Source organism: Kitasatospora sp. NPDC023176 (assembly GCF_055560495.1).
On record NZ_JBVHIP010000001.1, the window covers coordinates 595,640 to 612,265 of the forward strand.

The 16,626-nt window shown below is 74.9% G+C and carries 14 protein-coding genes; 5 read left to right on the plus strand and 9 right to left on the minus strand.

Annotation, left to right across the window (positions count from 1 at the left end):
- Positions 1–138 precede the first annotated feature (138 nt).
- Entirely contained in the window at positions 139–1,368 is a 1,230-nt protein-coding gene (locus tag ACZ3YL_RS02940) for an alpha/beta hydrolase family protein (protein WP_188309964.1), read from the plus strand.
- 168 nt (positions 1,369–1,536) lie between these two features.
- Here the strand turns inward: ACZ3YL_RS02940 and ACZ3YL_RS02945 are convergent, their stop codons facing one another.
- Together ACZ3YL_RS02945 and ACZ3YL_RS02950 are read right to left on the minus strand one after the other, a co-directional pair.
- A complete protein-coding gene (locus tag ACZ3YL_RS02945; RefSeq protein WP_465654957.1) occupies positions 1,537–2,313 on the minus strand; it encodes a hypothetical protein in 777 nt (258 codons plus the stop codon).
- 166 nt (positions 2,314–2,479) lie between these two features.
- A complete protein-coding gene (locus ACZ3YL_RS02950; protein WP_465654959.1) occupies positions 2,480–4,522 on the minus strand; it encodes an oxidoreductase in 2,043 nt (680 codons plus the stop codon).
- A gap of 269 nt (positions 4,523–4,791) precedes the next feature.
- On the opposite strand from ACZ3YL_RS02950, the gene ACZ3YL_RS02955 reads away from it, so the two are divergent.
- Positions 4,792–6,039, plus strand: coding sequence for an FAD-dependent monooxygenase (locus ACZ3YL_RS02955; RefSeq protein ID WP_465654961.1), 1,248 nt, complete (start codon positions 4,792–4,794; stop codon positions 6,037–6,039).
- Between the two features lie 33 nt (positions 6,040–6,072).
- Here ACZ3YL_RS02955 and ACZ3YL_RS02960 read toward each other — a convergent pair whose 3' ends face one another.
- On the minus strand, positions 6,073–6,648 hold the full coding sequence (locus ACZ3YL_RS02960) for a TerD family protein (protein ID WP_188309960.1): 576 nt from the start codon (positions 6,646–6,648) through the stop codon (positions 6,073–6,075).
- A gap of 236 nt (positions 6,649–6,884) precedes the next feature.
- On the opposite strand from ACZ3YL_RS02960, the gene ACZ3YL_RS02965 reads away from it, so the two are divergent.
- Positions 6,885–7,178: a hypothetical protein gene (locus ACZ3YL_RS02965; RefSeq protein ID WP_188309959.1), complete on the plus strand. Its 294-nt coding sequence runs from the start codon at positions 6,885–6,887 to the stop codon at positions 7,176–7,178.
- A 139-nt stretch (positions 7,179–7,317) separates the two neighbouring features.
- Here the strand turns inward: ACZ3YL_RS02965 and ACZ3YL_RS02970 are convergent, their stop codons facing one another.
- Both ACZ3YL_RS02970 and ACZ3YL_RS02975 read right to left on the minus strand, forming a co-directional pair.
- Positions 7,318–8,886 (minus strand): glycerol-3-phosphate dehydrogenase/oxidase, encoded by a 1,569-nt coding sequence (locus tag ACZ3YL_RS02970; protein ID WP_188309958.1) that lies wholly within the window; start codon positions 8,884–8,886, stop codon positions 7,318–7,320.
- Positions 8,883–9,506 carry a TetR/AcrR family transcriptional regulator gene (locus ACZ3YL_RS02975; protein WP_188309957.1) on the minus strand — a complete coding sequence of 208 codons (624 nt, stop codon included), beginning with the start codon at positions 9,504–9,506 and terminating at the stop codon, positions 8,883–8,885. Before ACZ3YL_RS02975 ends, ACZ3YL_RS02970 begins: the two co-directional genes overlap by 4 nt.
- Before the next feature lie 20 nt (positions 9,507–9,526).
- Between ACZ3YL_RS02975 and ACZ3YL_RS02980 the strand changes: the two genes are divergently transcribed.
- Positions 9,527–11,149, plus strand: a complete 1,623-nt coding sequence (locus ACZ3YL_RS02980; protein ID WP_465654963.1) for an FAD-binding oxidoreductase — start codon at positions 9,527–9,529, stop codon at positions 11,147–11,149.
- A 20-nt stretch (positions 11,150–11,169) separates the two neighbouring features.
- Complete coding sequence (locus ACZ3YL_RS02985) at positions 11,170–12,078, plus strand: diacylglycerol kinase (RefSeq protein WP_465654965.1); 909 nt, start codon at positions 11,170–11,172, stop codon at positions 12,076–12,078.
- A gap of 54 nt (positions 12,079–12,132) precedes the next feature.
- Here the strand turns inward: ACZ3YL_RS02985 and ACZ3YL_RS02990 are convergent, their stop codons facing one another.
- The 4 genes from ACZ3YL_RS02990 to ACZ3YL_RS03005 form a co-directional block, all read right to left on the minus strand.
- Positions 12,133–12,666, minus strand: a complete 534-nt coding sequence (locus tag ACZ3YL_RS02990) for a GNAT family N-acetyltransferase (RefSeq protein ID WP_188309955.1) — start codon at positions 12,664–12,666, stop codon at positions 12,133–12,135.
- A gap of 136 nt (positions 12,667–12,802) precedes the next feature.
- Positions 12,803–14,161, minus strand: coding sequence for a DUF2252 domain-containing protein (locus ACZ3YL_RS02995; RefSeq protein ID WP_465654968.1), 1,359 nt, complete (start codon positions 14,159–14,161; stop codon positions 12,803–12,805).
- A gap of 177 nt (positions 14,162–14,338) precedes the next feature.
- Positions 14,339–15,907: a multicopper oxidase family protein gene (locus ACZ3YL_RS03000; RefSeq protein WP_317621518.1), complete on the minus strand. Its 1,569-nt coding sequence runs from the start codon at positions 15,905–15,907 to the stop codon at positions 14,339–14,341.
- Positions 15,904–16,377 (minus strand): hypothetical protein, encoded by a 474-nt coding sequence (locus tag ACZ3YL_RS03005; protein ID WP_465654971.1) that lies wholly within the window; start codon positions 16,375–16,377, stop codon positions 15,904–15,906. The genes ACZ3YL_RS03000 and ACZ3YL_RS03005 overlap by 4 nt, the downstream gene beginning before the upstream one ends.
- Positions 16,378–16,626: the final 249 nt, after the last annotated feature.

Sequence of the window (16,626 nt, forward strand, 5' to 3'; positions counted from 1 at the left end):
CCGACTTCCCACTCTCTCCGTTCCACGCCTGACGTCGCATCAGCCCGGGGATGTAAACCCGTGGGCCAATGCGGGCCGCCGGGAGATCAATCGGTGGGCCGATGCCGCTCCCCCGCGCCGCGTGACAGCGTCCTCCGCATGGACACCACGCCGTTCACCAGCTCCACCGGACCGACCCGCCGTCGCGTGCTGGGCACCGCACTGGCCCTGGGCGTCGCCGCCCCGCTCGGCCTGGCCTCCACCGCCCGGGCGGACGCCCCCACCCCGGCCCCCACCCCGGCGCCCGGCGGCACCCCCGGGCGGCTCACCCTGCCCGAGCCCACCGGCCCGCACCGCGTCGGCACGGTCGCCCTCCACCTGCGCGACACCTCCCGGCCGGACCCGGTCGCCGGCGCCGGCCGCTACCGCGAGCTGATGGCCGGCGTCTGGTACCCCGCCCGGCAGACGGACGGACTCCCGCTCGCCCCCTGGCTGGCCGACGGCCCGATGCAGGCCTTCCTCGACGACGTCGGCTACCCGCTCCCGCTCTCGCTCGCTCCGCTCACCTCCGGGCACGTGGGCGCACCCGTGCACCGCTCCGGCCACCGGCTGCCCGTCGTCCTCTACGCGCACGGCGCGCACAGCCACCGGGGCGACCACACCGTCATCGTCCAGGAGCTCGCCAGCCACGGCTACGTCGTGATCACCGTCGACTTCCCGCACGACGCCTTCACCCAGTTCCCCGGCGGCCCCGTGGTCACCCCGGGCACGGACCCGAAGGCCGACACCGGCGTGCTCGCGTTCGTCCCGGACTTCCGCTTCGTGCTGGACTGCGTCGAAGCGCTCGCCGCCGGCCGCAATCCCGACGCCGACGGCCGCGACCTCCCCGAGGGCCTGCTCGGCGCCCTCGACCCGCAGCGCATCGGCATGTTCGGCTGGTCCAAGGGCGGCAGCGTCACCGCGCAGACCGCGGTCGTCGACCGCCGCATCCGGGCCGGGCTCAGCCTGGACGGGCCGATGATCCCGACCATCACCACCGACCTGGACCGGCCGTTCCTGATGATGACGGCCGTCTGGCCCCGCACCCCGGGCTCGGAGGCCGAGACCTTCTGGACCCATCTGCGCGGCTGGCGGCTCGACATCCAAGCCGACGGCGCCATCCACAACTCGTACGGCGACAACATGACGCTGATCCCCCAGGCCGGAAAGCTGCTCGGGATGAGCGAGCAGCAGATCCAGCAGCAGGTCGGCACCCTCGCCCCCGAGCGTGGCATCGCCATCCAGCAGTCCTACCCGCTCGCCTTCTTCGACCGCCACCTCCGCCACCGCCGCGGCGCCCTCCTCGACGGGCCGTCCCCGACGTTCCCGGAGGTCAGGTTCCTCCCGTAGCACCGGACCTGGACGACGGGGACGGGCGGCCGCCACGGGGGTGCGGCCGCCCGTCCCGCGAACGGCCGGTTCCCGGGACGGGCCGGAACGTCCCTGGTACTGATCGACCGCAGCGCGGCCCCCGACGAGCGAGGTGCCCGACGGGGGCCGCGGTGGGTGTCCCGGTGCTCAGACCGACATGCCCTGAGTGGCGGTGGCGGTGGCGGGGGCGGTGGGTGGGGTGGTGCTGCCGGCGGTGGTGCCGAGGGTGCGTTCGATCTTGGCGACGGCGCTGCGGTACTGCATCGAGGCGGCCTGGGGGTCGGCGCCCTGGCGTTGGAAGTAGCCGTAGGCGAGGCCGACGGTGCCGAAGCGTTCGACGCCGACGAAGGCGCTGAGCTGGACGCCGGCGAGGGTGCCGTCGAGGCGCGCGGCGGGGGCGTCCGGGCGGTCGCCGAGGGTGACCGGGGTGACAGTGAAGGTCACCGTGTCCCCGACGCCGGCGTTGAAGGTGATGGTGTGGCAGGTCCTGAGCGCGTCGGCGGCGGTGTTGAAGTCGGTGGTGAGCCGGGCCGGGTCCTCGGCGGTGAGGGCCTCGGTGACCATCGGGTTGCCGTCCTGGCCGTCCAGTTCGGTCTCGGCGCTCGGGGCCTCGGGGCCGGGCGTCGTGGCGTGCAGGTTGATGAGGGCGCTGAGCGCGTCGCAGCCGCTGACGGGGGTCGGGGTGGCGCTGGGGCTGGGGCTGGGGCTGGGGCTGGGGCTGGGGCTGGGGCTGGGGCTCGCGGTGGCGGGCGCCTCGGTGTAGCCCGGGCCGAGGTCGTTCGCGGTGAGCAGCGCCGACTTCAGCTGGTCGGCGGAGGGCAGCGACTGGGCGGACGCGGCGCCGGCGGCGCCCGCCGGGCCCAGGGTGGCCGCCGCGACCAGGACCGCGGCGGTGAGGGCGTGGAGTGGCCTCGGGAGGGACATGCTGGCCCCCGGTCGAGTGGTCGGGCAGGGACAGCCACCAGTGTCCCACCGGGGCTCGGGCAGGGCGCGCGGGCGCACATCCTCGCAGGTCAGCGCGGGCGGCGGTGGGGCCCGCGGCGTGGTGCCGCGGGCCCGGCGCGCCGGGCAGCCCCCCGGCTGCCCGACGTCAGATGGTCGCGGCCAGTTCCGTCCCCTGCTTGATGGCCCGCTTGGCGTCCAGTTCGGCGGCCACGTCGGCGCCGCCGATGACGTGCACGGACAGGCCGCGCTCGCGCAGCGCCTCGTCGAGGTCGCGGCGCGGCTCCTGGCCGGTGCAGAGCACCACGGTGTCCACGGGCAGGAGTTGGCGTTCGCCGTCGACGGTGTAGTGGAGTCCGGCGTCGTCGATGAGGTCGTAGGAGACGCCGGGGACCATCACCACGCCGCGGTGCTTGAGTTCGGTGCGGTGGATCCAGCCGGTGGTCTTGCCGAGTCCGGCGCCGACCTTGCCGGTCTTGCGCTGCAGCAGGTGGACGCTGCGCGGGGGCTTCGGCCGCTCGGGGGCGCGCAGGCCGCCGCGCTCGCGGTACTCCGGGTCGATGCCCCACTTCGCCTGGAACACCGGCGGGTTGAGGCTCGCCTGGTCGCCCTGGTCGGTGAGGAACTCGGCCACGTCGAAGCCGATCCCGCCGGCGCCGAGGATGGCGACCCGCTCGCCGACCGGCGCGCCGTCGCGCAGCACGTCGAGGTAGCCGAGCACGCTGGGGTGGTCGATTCCCGGGATGTCGGCGGGGGTCCGGGGCGTGACGCCGGTGGCGAGGACGATCTCCTGGTGCTCCGCCGCGGCGAGCTGTTCGGCGGTGATGACGGCGCCGAGGCGCTGGGTGACGCCCAACTCGGCCAGCCGGGTGCGGTAGTAGCGCAGCGTCTCGTCGAACTCCTCCTTGCCGGGGATCCGGCGGGCGATGTTCAGCTGGCCGCCGATGCTGTCGGCGGCGTCGTAGAGCGTGACGCTGTGGCCGCGTTCGGCGGCGGAGACGGCGAAGGCGAGGCCGGCCGGTCCGGCGCCGACGACGCCGATGGACTTGCGCACCTTGGTGGGGGCGAGGACGAGTTCGGTCTCGTGGCAGGCGCGCGGGTTGACCAGGCAGGAGGTGATCTGGAGGTTGAAGGTGTGGTCCAGGCAGGCCTGGTTGCAGCCGATGCAGGTGTTGATGGCGTCCGCGCGGTCCTCACGCGCCTTGGCGACGAAGTCGGCGTCGGCGAGCAGCGGGCGGGCCATCGAGACCAGGTCGGCGCAGCCGTCGGCGAGCAACTGCTCGGCGATCTCGGGGGTGTTGATGCGGTTGGTGGTGACCAGCGGAATGCCGACCCGGCCCATCACCCGCTGGGTGACCCAGGCGAAGGCGCCGCGCGGCACGGAGGTGGCGATGGTGGGGATGCGGGCCTCGTGCCAGCCGATGCCGGTGTTGATGATGCTCGCGCCGGCGGCTTCGACGGCCTGGGCGAGCCGGACCACCTCGTCGAGGGTGGAGCCGCCGGGGACGAGGTCGAGCATGGAGAGCCGGTAGACGATGATGAAGTCCTCGCCGACCCGCTCGCGGACCCGGCGGACGATCTCCACCGGGAAGCGCATCCGGTTCTCGTAGGGGCCGCCCCACTCGTCCTGGCGGTGGTTGGTGGCGGCGACGACGAACTCGTTGACCAGGTAGCCCTCGGAGCCCATGATCTCGACGCCGTCGTAGCCGGCCCGGTGGGCGAGTTCGGCGCAGCGGGCGAAGTCCTCGATGGTCTGCTCGACCTGTTCGGCGGTGAGCTCGTTGGGCACGAACGGGCTGATCGGGGCCTGGAGGGCGCTGGGGGCGACCAGGTCGCGGTGGTAGGCGTAGCGGCCGAAGTGCAGGATCTGCAGGGCGATCTTCCCGCCGGCGGCGTGCACGGCGTCGGTGACCACCCGGTGCTCGTCGGCCTCCGCCTCGGTGGTCAGCATGGCGCCGCCCTCCCAGGGGCGCCCGGCCTCGTTGGGGGCGATGCCGCCGGTGACGATCAGGCCGACGCCGCCGCGGGCGCGTTCGGCGTAGAACGCGGCCATCCGCCGGTAGCCGCCGGGGGCCTCCTCCAGGCCGACGTGCATCGAGCCCATGACCACCCGGTTGGGGAGGGTGGTGAAGCCGAGGTCGAGCGGGCTGAGCAGGTGCGGGTAGCGGCTGCTGCCGGGGGTCGAACTCATCGACGTCTCCTGAGGGGGCGGCCAGTGGGGTTTGTTACCGCAGGGTAGGGGACGGTCGACATGCTATGCAACTAGTTGCATAGGGCCGAGGGAGAAGCCCCCGCGCGCCGCGGCCGGGCGGCGTATCGTCGTGCCGTCGCGCACCCGACGGTACGGAGGCGGGTGCCGACGGTCCGGGCCCGAGGCACCGCGGGGCGGCGCAGAGGCGCGACACAGCACGGAGCAGAGACGCAGCAGGGACCCGGAAAGACCCAGGAGAGGGGACGACCGTGCGGGGTGGCTCGGTGGCCGTGGTCGGCGGCAGCATCGCCGGAAGCGCCTTCGCCGGGGCGGCGGCCCGGCTCGGCGCGGAGCGGGTCGTGGTGCTGGAGCGCAGCCCCGCCCGGCTGGAGGACCGCGGCCTGGGGATCTGCACCCACGACGACCGCTTCGCCGAGCTGGTCGACGCCGGCCACCTGGCCCCGGACACCCGCCGCCACCGGCTCACCGTGCGCCGCTGGGTCACCCGGGGGCCGGCCGGCGAGGGCGACGGCGGGAACGGGCGCGGGCGGTTGCTCTGGGCCCAGCCGTTCCCGTTCCACTCCCACCACTGGGCGGTGCTCTGGCAGGCCCTGCGCGAGCGGGCGCCCGCGGCGGTGGAGTACCGGATGGGCTCCACCGTGACGGCGGTGGGCGGCGACCGGGACGGCGCCTGGACGGAGCGGGCCGACGGCACCCGCACCCCGTACGACCTGGTGATCGGCGCGGACGGCTACCGGTCGGTGGTCCGCGCCGCGGTCTGCCCGCAGGCCGGGCCCGAGTACGCCGGATACGTGTGCTGGCGCGGCAGTTACGACTCCGCGCTGCTGGACGGGCTGCCCGGCGGGGCCGCGGCCTGGCCGGAGGACGAGTGCGCCACCGTCTGCTACCCCGGCGGCCAGGTGGTGCTCTACCGCATCCCCGGGCTCGCCCCCGGGAGCACCCTGGTGAACTGGGTCTTCTACGCGCCCACCCCGGACTGGCTGCGCCTGGACGGCCCGACCGCCGTCGCCGCGGGCGCCCTCACCGGCGAACAGCTGTCCGGGATGCGGGAGTTCGCCGAGCGGCAGCTGCCGCCGTACTGGGCCGGCGTGATCGCGCTGACCCCGCCCGAACGGACCCTGCTGCAGCCGGTCTACGACCTGGCCGTCCCGCACCGCACCGCCGGGCGGCTGCTCATCGGCGGGGACGCGGCGACCATCGTCCGCCCGCACAACACCAGCGGCGCGGTGAAGGCACTGCAGGACGCGCATGCCTTCGAGCAGGCCGGGCTGCGGCTGGGCGGCGGCTCCTGGGAGCCGCTGCTGGCCGCGTACGACCGCGAACGGACCGCCGCCGGGCTGGAGTTGGTGGACCTGGGCCGCACGCTGGGCCGGGCGCAGGTCACCGCGGCGCCGGACTGGTCGGCGATGGACGGGCCGGCCATGGACGCCTGGTGGCGGCGACAGCTCACCACCGGCGCGGGTTTCGGCGGCCACGCACTCGGGCGGACCGGCTGAGCCGGCCCGCCCGGGCAAAATCCCTTCGAGGGATCAGACGTTGACGCCGTAGTCGGTGGCGATGCCGCGCAGACCGGAGGCGTAACCCTGCCCTATCGCGCGGAACTTCCACTCGGCGCCGTTGCGGTACAGCTCGCCGAAGACCATGGCGGTCTCGGTGGAGGCGTCCTCGGTGAGGTCGTAGCGGGCGATCTCCTGGCCGTTCGCCTGGTTGACGATCCGGATGAAGGCGTTGCGGACCTGGCCGAAGTTCTGCAGCCGGGCGTCGGCGTCGTAGATCGACACCGGGAAGACCACCTTGGCGACGTCGGCCGGCACCCGGGCCAGGTCGACCTTGATCTGCTCGTCGTCGCCGTCGCCGCCGCCGGTCAGGTTGTCGCCGCTGTGCTCGACCGAACCCTCGGGGCTGCGGAGGTTGTTGAAGAAGACGAAGTGCTGGTCCGAGACGACCTTGCCGAGCGCGTTGCAGAGCAGCGCGCTGGCGTCCAGGTCGTAGTCGGCCCCGGTGGTGGTGCGGACGGCCCAGCCGAGACCCACGATCACGGCGCTCAGACCGGGCGCCTCCTTGCTCAGCGAGACGTTGCCGCCCTTGGCCAGCGAAACTCCCACAATGCCCTCCTCGGATCTCCCTGCGGACGAATCTACAACACTGTAGAGATCACGAGAATCCGCCTGCGGGCGGGCCCCGCCCCCGGGATTTCTCAGGGGCGGGACGGGGAACCGATCGCCCCGGCCCCGATCCCTGCGATCACCGTACCGGCCGGGGCGCCGGGAGGGTACGGCCCTCCTACACTGGCGGTGGATCCCTGGCCGTCCCCGTTCCGAGGCCCTCGCGGGAGGTTCCCATGCGCCAGCGGTACAGCTTCCACCTCGACCAGGACGGACACTCGGTCACCGTCAACGTCCGCTCCGGCTGGATCACCGAGACCGAACTGCTGGTGGACGGCAAGGAGTGCGCCTTCCACCGCGTCCACGGCCACGGCGGCTACCCGCTGACGCTGTCCGGGCAACTCGCCGAGGAGCCGCCGCGGCCGCTGGCCGTACGGCTGGACCGGACGGGCCGGGCCGAGCACCCGCTGGCCTGCGTGCTGGAACTCGCGGGCGCCGAACACCCGATGCCGGAGCGCACCGCGCGCTGAGACCCCATGCGCCCACGCCCGGATTCCCGCAGGGCTACTTGCCAGCAAGCCAAAGTGCGGACCACTCGGCCGGTACGGCGGACCTGCCGTACCGGCCGTCGTCGCTCCGCTCCTGCTCCTGCGCGTGCTCCTGCTACTGCTACTGCGCGGCGCTCTCCCCGAGGATCTCCCCGACGATCTCCTCGACCGCCTTCCGGGCCCGCTCGGCGTCCTCCGCCACCAGCCCGATCCTGGTCCGCCGGTCCAGCACGTCGGCGGCGTCCAGGGCGCCCTCGTGGGTGACCGCGTACGCGACCTCCGCGCGGGTCACGTCGACGCCCTCCGCCACCGGCGTCGGCTCCCCCGCCGCCAGCACCTCGTGGGACAGGCCGCCGTGCCGGGCGACCAGCGAGGCGGGCACCCCCTGGACCGGCACCGGGCGGCTGTCCCGGTGGCCGGGCGCGCCGACCAGCGGGAGCCGGGCCGTCCAGCAGGTACGGGCGGGCAGGCCGCGCAGCCGGACGGCGGCGTCCACCGCGTCCTCGGCCATCCGCCGGTAGGTGGTGAGCTTGCCGCCGACCACGGTGACCACCCCGGACGGGGACTCCAGCACCGCGTGCTCCCGGGAGATGTCGGCGGTGCTCCCGCCCCCGGTGTCGATCAGCGGGCGCAGCCCGGCGTAGGCGCCCCGGACGTCCGCCCTGGTCAGCGCGGTGGCCAGGGCGGCGTTGACGGTGTCGAGCAGGAAGGTCAGCTCGGCCTCGGTGGGCCGCGGCTCGTCCGGGACGGGGCCGGGGGCGTCCTCGTCGGTCAGCCCGATCGCGACCCGGCCGAGCTGCTGCGGCAGCGCGAACACGAAGCGGCTGGTGGAGCCGGGCACCGGCACGGTGAGCGCGGCCGCCGGGTAGCCCAGGGTCGCGGCGTCCACCAGCAGGTGGGTGCCACGGCTGGGGCGCAGCTTGATCGAGGTGTCCACCTCGCCGGCCCACACCCCGGTGGCGTTGATCACCGCGCCCGCGGTGACGGTCAGCGTCTGCCCGCTCAGCGCGTCGACCAGCCGGGCGGACGTCCCGGTGACGGACTCGGCCCGCACCCGGGTCAGCACGCTCGCGCCGTACTGCGCGGCGGTGCGCGCCAGGGCGATCACCAGCCGTGCGTCGTCCACGAGTTGGCCGTCGTGCGCGACCAGGGCGCCGCGCAGTCCGGCGGTCCGCACGGCCGGCGCCAGCTGCTTGGTCCGGGCCGCGTCGATCCGGCGCACCCGGGGCAGCAGGGTGCCCGGCGTGCCGGCGCTCAGCCGCAGCGCGTCCCCGGCGTGGAAGCCCGCGCGGATCAGCGCGGCCTGCCCCGGGCGCAGCAGGTCGGGGAGCAGCGGCACCAGTTGGGGCAGGGCCCGGACCAGGTGCGGAGCGGTGCGGGTCATCAGCACACCGCGCTCGACGGCGCTCTCCCGGGCCACCTTGACCCGCCCGGAGGCGAGGTAGCGCAGGCCGCCGTGCACCAGTTTGGAACTCCAGCGGCTGGTGCCGAAGGCGAGGTCGCGGGACTCCACCAGCACGGTCCGCAGTCCGCGCGCGGCGGCGTCCAGCGCCACCCCGGCGCCGGTCACCCCGCCGCCGATCACCAGCAGGTCGAGGTGCGGATCGTCGGCGAGCGCGTCGAGTTCGCGGGTGCGGCGGGCGGCGTCGAGTCGGGCGGTTCCCGCGTACGGGCTGGCCACGGGCGTCATGGTGCGAGGTATCCGTTCAGTGCTCTGGCCAGTTCGCGCCGCCACGCCGCCTCCGGCAGCAGGGAGGCGACCATGCGGTGCGACTGGACGGTGGACTGGGCGATCAGCAGGACCATGGCGGCCAGTTCGGTCGGCTCGCCGGCCCGGACGGAGCCGTCGGCCTGGCTCCGCTCGATGCCGGTGCGCAGCGCCTCCAGCAGGCCGCGCTGGCTGGCGCCGAGCCGCTCGACCACGTACTGGAGCAGCAGGTCGGAGTCGTCGGAGTGGAGCAGCGCGCCGAGCACCGGGTGGTCACGCAGCCGGACGGCGACCTCGACCACCCGGTCCACGAAGGTCTCCCGGTCGCGCACCTCCAGCGAGGTGCCCTCCAGGGTGGTCAGGATCTCGCGGGTGAGCAGCGCCCCGATCACCGCCTGGACGTCCGGCCAGCGCCGGTAGACGGTCGGGCGGCTGACCCCGGCGCGGCGGGCGATCTCCGCCAGCTGGGTGCGGCGCACGCCGAGGTGCACGACGAGGTCGGCGGCGGCGTCCAGGATCGCGTCGTCGGTGCTGCGGGGCGCTGCGCCGAGGGGCTTCGCAGCCTTGGCGGGCCCTCCGGCGGTGGCGTTACTACTTGACATGATGTGTGAAACTGTAACGCATGGCACCTGAGACGCAAGCGGGATCGGCCGGCGCCGCTCTGCCGCTCCCCCCGATGAAGTGGAACGCCTGGGGCGACCCGGCCCTCGCCAAGGACCTGTCCGCGGACATCAAGGGACTGCTCGCCGCCGCCCTCGGCGTCACCGGCGACGCCGCCCCCGGGCCGAGCGCCGCCGAGGTCGTCCTGCGCCCGTCCCGGATCACCGCCGAGGACCTCAAAGCCCTGGCCGCCACCGTCGGCGAGGCCCACGTCAGCGCCGCCGACGCCGACCGGCTGCCCCGGGCCGGCGGCAAGTCCACCCCCGACCTGCTGCGCCGCCGCAGCCGCGAGGCCCAGGACGCCCCCGACGCCGTCGTGCTGCCCGGCGACGAGGCCGAGATCGCCGCCCTGCTCGCCGTCTGCGCCGAACGCCGCATCGCCGTCGTCCCGTTCGGCGGCGGCACCAGCGTGGTCGGCGGCCTCGACCCCGAGCGCGGCCCCTTCCAGGCCGTCATCTCGCTCGACCTGCGCCGCCTCGACCAGCTCCTCGACCTGGACGAGACCTCCGGCGAGGCCGTCCTCGGCGCCGGCCTCGCCGGCCCCGCGGCGGAGGCCCTGCTCGCCGACCGCGGCTGGGAACTCGGCCACTACCCGCAGAGCTTCCGCTACGCCACCATCGGCGGCTTCGCCGCCACCCGCTCCTCCGGCCAGGACTCGGCCGGCCACGGGCGCTTCGACGAGATGGTCCGCGGCCTGCGCGTGGTCACCCCCGCCGGCACCCTCGACCTCGGCCGCGCCCCCGCCTCCGCCGCCGGCCCCGACCTGCGCCAGCTCTTCCTCGGCTCCGAGGGCACCCTCGGCGTGATCACCGCCGTGCGCCTGCGCGTCCACCCGCTGCCCGCCGTCAAGGCGTACGAGGCGTGGAGCTTCCCCGACTTCGCCACCGGGACGGCCGCGCTGCGCGCCGTCGAACAGCAGGGCACCGGCCCGACCGTGATCCGGCTCTCCGACGAGGCCGAGACCATGGTCAACCTCGCCATGACCGAGCAGATCGGCGGCTCCCCCGCCGTCACCGGCTGCCTCGCCGTCACCGTCTTCGAGGGCACCGCCGAACAGGTCGCCGCCCGGCACGCCCTCACCCGCGCGGCGCTGCTCGCCGCCGGCGGCACCTCCCTCGGCGAGGCGCCCGCCCGCGCCTGGGAGCACGGCCGGTTCAACGCCCCCTACCTGCGCGACTCCCTGCTCAGCGCCGGCGCGCTCTGCGAGACCCTGGAGACCGCCACCGGCTGGAGCCGGCTCGCCGAACTGCGGACCGCCGTCACCGAGGCGCTCACCGCCGCCCTGCCCGGCGCCCTCGTGCTGTGCCACATCTCGCACGTCTACCCGACCGGCGCCTCGCTCTACTTCACCGTCGTCGCCGCCCTCGGCGAGGACCCGCTCACCCGGTGGGGCGCCGCCAAGCGGGCCGCCAGCGACGCCATCCTGCGCAGCGGCGGCACCATCAGCCACCACCACGCCGTCGGCGCCGACCACCGGCCCTGGATGAGCGAGGAGATCGGCGACCTCGGCGTGCGCATCCTGCGCGCCGTCAAGGCCGAGCTCGACCCGGCGGGCATCCTCAACCCCGGCAAGCTGATCCCGTAACCGAGAGGGGAGTTGGGCCCATGACCGGCCCGAGAACCGTCCGCAGGGTCACCGTTCTCACCAACCCGGCGGCGGGCATCGGCCACGCCGAACCCGCCGCCCACCGGGCCGTCGCCCGACTGCGCGCCCTCGGCGTCGACGTCGAACCGCAGGCCGGGCGCTCCGCCGCCGACGCCGTCCGCCTCGCCCGCGAGGCGGCGGCCGGCGGGGCCGACGCGGTGGTCGTGGTCGGCGGCGACGGCATGGTCAACCTGGCCCTCCAGGCCCTCGCCGGCACCCCCGTCCCGCTCGGCCTGATACCCGCCGGCACCGGCAACGACCACGCCCGCGAGTACGGCCTGCCCATCGGCGCCCCCGAGGCCGCCGCCGAGGTCATCGCCGCCGGACGCACCCGCGGCGTCGACCTCGGCCGGATCACCGGCCCGGACGGCGCCGTCCGCTGGTACGGCTCCGTCCTCGCCAGCGGCTTCGACTCCCTGGTCAGCGACCGCGCCAACCGGCTGCGCTGGCCCCGCGGCCGGATGCGCTACAACCTCGCCATCCTCGCCGAGTTCGCCAACCTGCGCCCCCTGCCGTTCCGGCTCACCCTCGCCGACGGCACCGTCATCGAACGCGACCTCACCCTCGCCGCCGTCGGCAACACCCGCAGCTACGGCGGCGGCATGCCGATCTGCCCCGCCGCCCTCCCCGACGACGGCCTGCTCGACGTCACCCTCGTCGACGCCATGCCCCGGCTGCGGATCGCCCGCTTCTTCCCCACCCTCCTCAAGGGCACCCACACCACCCGCCCGGAGGTCACCACCCTGCGCACCGAGTCCCTCCGGATCGAGTCCCCCGGCATCACCGCCTACGCCGACGGCGAGTTCATCACCGCCCTCCCCGTCGACGTGGCGGTGCGGCGCGAGGCCCTCCACCTCCTGGTGCCCTGACCTCCCGGCTGCCCGGGCGGTTCAGGCCCGGCGCTCCAGGAGGACGGTGCTCTCCTACGCCCCGGGCCGGAGCCGGTGGACGACGGTGCGCCGGAGCGGCCCCTCCGGGGCCTCGGGGTCGTCGAAGTCCTCGGCGGGGTCGTGGGTCATGCCGAGGCGGCGCATCACGGCCTGGGAGCGCAGGTTGCCCGCGGTGGTGAGGGCGAGGACCTCGGGGAGGGCGAGCGTGCCGAAGCCGTACGTGAGGACGGCGCGGGCGGCCTCGGTCGCGTAGCCGTGGCCCCAGGCCGGCCGGGCCAGCCGCCAGCCGATCTCCACGCCGTCGACCGGGGCGTGCTCGTCGACGTCGTCCAGGCCCACGAAGCCGATGAACTCGCCGCTCTCCCGCACCTCGACGGCCAGCCAGCCGTACCCGCGCCGCTCGATCGCCGCCTCGTACCGCGCCACCGAGGCGTCGCTCCGCTCGCGGCTGAGGAGGCCGCCGAGGTGTTCGCGGACCTGCGGGTCGGCGTTCATCGCGGCCCACGGGGCGAGGTCGGAGTCCCGCCATCGGCGGATCAGCAGGCGGTCGGTGCGCAGTTCGTCCATGCCCCCACCCAACGGCACCCGGCCCGCCCGGGCAACCGGGAATCGGGGCGGGCGGGCGCTCCGGATCCGGGGCCCGCCCGGCTCGGCGCGCCCGATCTCCGGTTTCGGTACGGGGAGTTGGAGCGGTCGGCGGCCCTCACACGCCCCGGGTCGCGGCGACCCGCCCGGCCCGGATCGCCTCGACCAGCTCGCGGTGGTCGGCCGCCGTCCGGTCCGCGTACCGCAGGGCGAAGTCGGCGACGGCCTCGGCCAAGGTGTCGGCGGCGCCCAGGTAGCCGACGATGGCGAGGCGGTCGCCGGTGCGGGCGTGGGCGCGGGCCAGGGTGCGTCCGCACAGGTCGGCGTAGTCGCGCAGGCCGCCGGGGGTCATCGTGTCGACCTCCACCGAGCCCTTCATGTCGCGCAGTTGGCGGCCGTAGAAGTGCCGCCCGGCGGGGCCGGTGGTCCAGCCGAGGAAGATGTCGCTGGCGGCCTGCATCAGGTGCTGGCCGGTGACCACCCGGCGGCCGCCGTGGTGGACGGCGACTTCGGCGTCCGTCCGGGTGGGCGGCAGGTGGTCCTCCAGCACCGACCGGCCGGCCTCCTTGAGCTGCAGGAACAGCGGGTCGCGGATGTCCCGGCCCTCCAGCAGGACGATGTAGCAGCGGGTGCCGACGCTGCCGACGCCGACCACCTTCATCGCCGCGTCCACGAAGCGGTAGCGGTCGAGCAGGACCCTCCGGTCCTCGGCGAGGGTGGCCCGGTAGTCGCTGAACACCTTGCCGATGCCGCGCAGTTCGTTCCGTCTCAGTTCCTCGATCAGCGGCGGCGAGCTGATGATCCGGCGCCGCCCGTCGCGCTCCTCGGTGAGCTTGCCGAAGGCCTGGAGGCTGGTGCGGCGCCGGGCGTGGTCGAGGTCGGCGCGGACGGCCTCGCGGCGGCGGGTCTTGCGGATCAGCGGCAGCAGGTCGGCGGTGTCGATCCGGCTGTACCAGACGTCGAGTTCGCCGAGCCCGGCCAGTCGGCGCATCGCGGTGGCGTAGCCCTGGACGGCGGTGCGGGCGGCGCGCCGGGCGCGTTCGTCGTCCTGGCCGTTCTCGCGGGCGGCGACGGCGATGCTGGCGGCGAGGCGTTTGACGTCCCACTCGAAGGGTCCGGGGTGGGTCTCGTCGAAGTCGTTGACGTCGAAGAGCAGGGCGCGTTCCGGCGAGGCGTACACCCCGAAGTTCAACAGGTGGGCGTCGCCGCAGAGTTGGACGGTCAGTCCGGTGTCGGGGACTGCGGCGAGGTCGGTGGCCATCACGGCGGCGGCGCCGCGCAGGTAGCCGAACGGGCTGTCGGCCATCCGGCCGTAGCGGATCGGCAGCAGCCGGGCGACCCGGTCGGCGCCCTGGGCCTCCAGCACGCCGAGCGGGTCGGGGCGGTCCGCGGCCGGGATCCAGCGGCCGTGCTCGGAGCGGGAGACGCGCTCACGGGCGGCCCGTCCGATGCGACGGCGTTCGGCGGGGGTGGTCATGGCGGCGGCTCCGTCCGTCGAGGGTGTCGGGGGTGGACACGCCTCCTCACGACGCTAGCGCCTGTCTTCGGCCCCCCGCCTGCGGAGCGACGCCGGGGGACGCACCACCGCGTCCTCCGGCACTCGGCCGATCGGATGACCCGCGGGCCGGGGCCGCGGGGCCGGGTCCCGGGCGGCTCACCCCACCGTGAAGTCTGCCATCATCGCCATGTCCTCGTGCTCCAGGTTGTGGCAGTGCATCATGTACGTCCCCCCGTAGTCGGTGAAGCGCACCAGGACCTCCACCGCCTCGGCCGGCCGCAGGTCGACGGTGTCCTTCCAGCCCTCGTCCCACGGCCCCGGGCCCCGGCCGTTGCGCCCGGTCACCTGGAAGTGGTCCAGATGGACGTGCACGGGGTGGTGGACGTCGCTGGAGAAGCGCCAGCGCTCGACGCTGCCGAGAGCGGGGGTGGCCAGACTGCGGCCGGGTTCGTACGGGTCGCCGTTGATGGTCCAGCCGTCGGCGCGGCTGCGCCGGAAGGCGAAGTGGCGGGTGGCGACGGCCCGGGCGGCGTCCAGCTCCTCGACGGCGGACAGCTTGTCGGGCACCGTGGCGTCGTCGTTCACCGCCCGGGAGGAGACGTCGAAGCGCATCACCTCGGCGGTGCGGCCGCTGCCGAAGCGGTTGAGCAGGCGCACCTGGGTGCCGGGCCCGTAGCGGGAGAAGTCCACCACCACGTCGAAGCGTTCGGCGGGGGCGATCTCGATCGCGTCGTGGGTGACCGGGGCGGCGAGCAGGCCGCCGTCGGAGCCGATCTGGACGAAGGCGTCGCCCCCGGAGGGCTGCGGGTGCAGTTCGAGCCGGTAGAGCCGGGCGTTGGAGGCGTTGAGCAGCCGCAGCCGGTAGTGCGCGCGGTCGACGTCCAGGCGCGGCCAGGGCGCGCCGTTGACCAGGATGACGTCGCCGAGGACGCCGTTCATGTAGGCGTCGGTGACGCCGGGGACGGCGAGCGAGGCGTCGGTGGACGGGTACTTGAAGGAGCCGTCGGCGGCGAAGGCGCGGTCGGCGAGCATCAGCGGAAGGTCGCGTTCGCCGCGCGGCAGCGGCAGGGCGCCCTCCTCGTCGTCCTGGACGAGGTGGAACCCGGCCAGGCCGCGCCAGACGCCGGGGCCGGTGAAGCCCATCCGGTGGTCGTGGTACCAGAGGGTGGCGGCGCGCTGCCTGCCCGGGTAGGTGTGGGTGCGCTCGCCGACCAGGTTGTGGCCGCTCAGGTGCCGCATCCCCGGCATGCCGTCCATCGCGGAGGCGGCGGGGGCGGCGGAGCCGGCCGGCAGCAGCAGGTCGATCGGGTAGCCGTCGCTGTCGGCCGGGGTGTGCCCGCCGTGCAGGTGGACCACGGTCGGCACCGGCAGCTGGTTGCGGTGCTTGACCACGGCGGCCCGGCCGGAGCGGGTGACCACCGTCGGCCCGGGGAAGGTGCCGCCGTACGTCCAGGCCTCGGTCTTCACCCCGGGCAGGATCTCCAGTTCGGCGACCTGCTGGGTGATCTCGTAGTAGTCGTTGGTGCCGTCGGTGCGCACCGGCTGGAGCACGGTCGGCACCCGCAGCGGGGCCTGGAAGGCGGCGGGCAGGTCGAGGTCGCTGGCGAGCAGCCGCCCGGGGCGGCCCTCGGCGAACAGGTAGGCCGCCGAGGGGACGGCGACGGCGGCCAGCGCGCCCGCGCCGAACACGGAGGCGCCGATGCCGAGGAAGCGGCGACGGTTCACCGCTTCACCTCCAGCGGCCCGACGGGGCGCGGCAGCCGTCCGCTGCCGTCCCGGCCCCCTTCGGACCGGGCCTCCCGGGCGGGCAGCGGCAGCCGCCAGGCGCCGACCAGGCCGAACAGGATGCCGCTGACCAGCAGCACGCCGAGGGTGACGTGCACCCCGGTCGCCCGCGCGTAGCCGGCGCCGATCTGGCCGATCACGGCGACGGTGAGCAGCGCGGTGGTCCACAGCGGCCAGAGCGGGCCACCCCCGGGCCTGCGTACCGACAGGGCCACCACCAGCTGGACCAGCACCACGGTGGCCAGCATCATCGCGGTGCCCTCGTGGTCCTTGAGGGAGTCGTAGGTGCCGTTGAGGAAGCTGCCGGCCAGCATGGTCTGGAGCACGGCCAGCAACGTCAGGGTGGTGGCGGTGACGCGCAGGAGGATCAGCGGCCAACGGGGCGCGCCGGCGGCAGGGGGACTGCTCATGTCGGGGCTACTCTCTGCTTCGGACGGGTCGGGCGGGCGAGAGCGTAGCTGATCAGGCGTCACAATCGGCCGCTGGAAGGGGCTTTGGACCATTCCGCCGTTCCATTGCGCCGATTGCCACGGGGTTCGTCACCCGTGCGGGTGATCCACTGGCGCGGTCGGCCGGGCCCCCCCGCCCCCGGGGCCCGCCCCCCCCCCCCGCCCCCCCCCCCCCCATAGCCGGCGAAAACCCGTGGCGCGCGGACCCCC

Bases quoted from the DNA above. Each gene is read 5' to 3' on its own strand.
- ACZ3YL_RS03005 (WP_465654971.1), bottom strand. From the start codon at position 16,377: ATGAGCAGTCCCCCTGCCGCCGGCGCGCCCCGTTGGCCGCTGATCCTC.
- ACZ3YL_RS02965 (WP_188309959.1), top strand. From the start codon at position 6,885: ATGCGCCAGCGGTACAGCTTCCACCTCGACCAGGACGGACACTCGGTC.
- ACZ3YL_RS02945 (WP_465654957.1), bottom strand. From the start codon at position 2,313: ATGTCCCTCCCGAGGCCACTCCACGCCCTCACCGCCGCGGTCCTGGTC.
- ACZ3YL_RS02985 (WP_465654965.1), top strand. From the start codon at position 11,170: ATGACCGGCCCGAGAACCGTCCGCAGGGTCACCGTTCTCACCAACCCG.
- ACZ3YL_RS02940 (WP_188309964.1), top strand. From the start codon at position 139: ATGGACACCACGCCGTTCACCAGCTCCACCGGACCGACCCGCCGTCGC.
- ACZ3YL_RS02990 (WP_188309955.1), bottom strand. From the start codon at position 12,666: ATGGACGAACTGCGCACCGACCGCCTGCTGATCCGCCGATGGCGGGAC.
- ACZ3YL_RS02980 (WP_465654963.1), top strand. From the start codon at position 9,527: ATGGCACCTGAGACGCAAGCGGGATCGGCCGGCGCCGCTCTGCCGCTC.
- ACZ3YL_RS02970 (WP_188309958.1), bottom strand. From the start codon at position 8,886: ATGACGCCCGTGGCCAGCCCGTACGCGGGAACCGCCCGACTCGACGCC.
- ACZ3YL_RS02950 (WP_465654959.1), bottom strand. From the start codon at position 4,522: ATGAGTTCGACCCCCGGCAGCAGCCGCTACCCGCACCTGCTCAGCCCG.
- ACZ3YL_RS02975 (WP_188309957.1), bottom strand. From the start codon at position 9,506: ATGTCAAGTAGTAACGCCACCGCCGGAGGGCCCGCCAAGGCTGCGAAG.
- ACZ3YL_RS02995 (WP_465654968.1), bottom strand. From the start codon at position 14,161: ATGACCACCCCCGCCGAACGCCGTCGCATCGGACGGGCCGCCCGTGAG.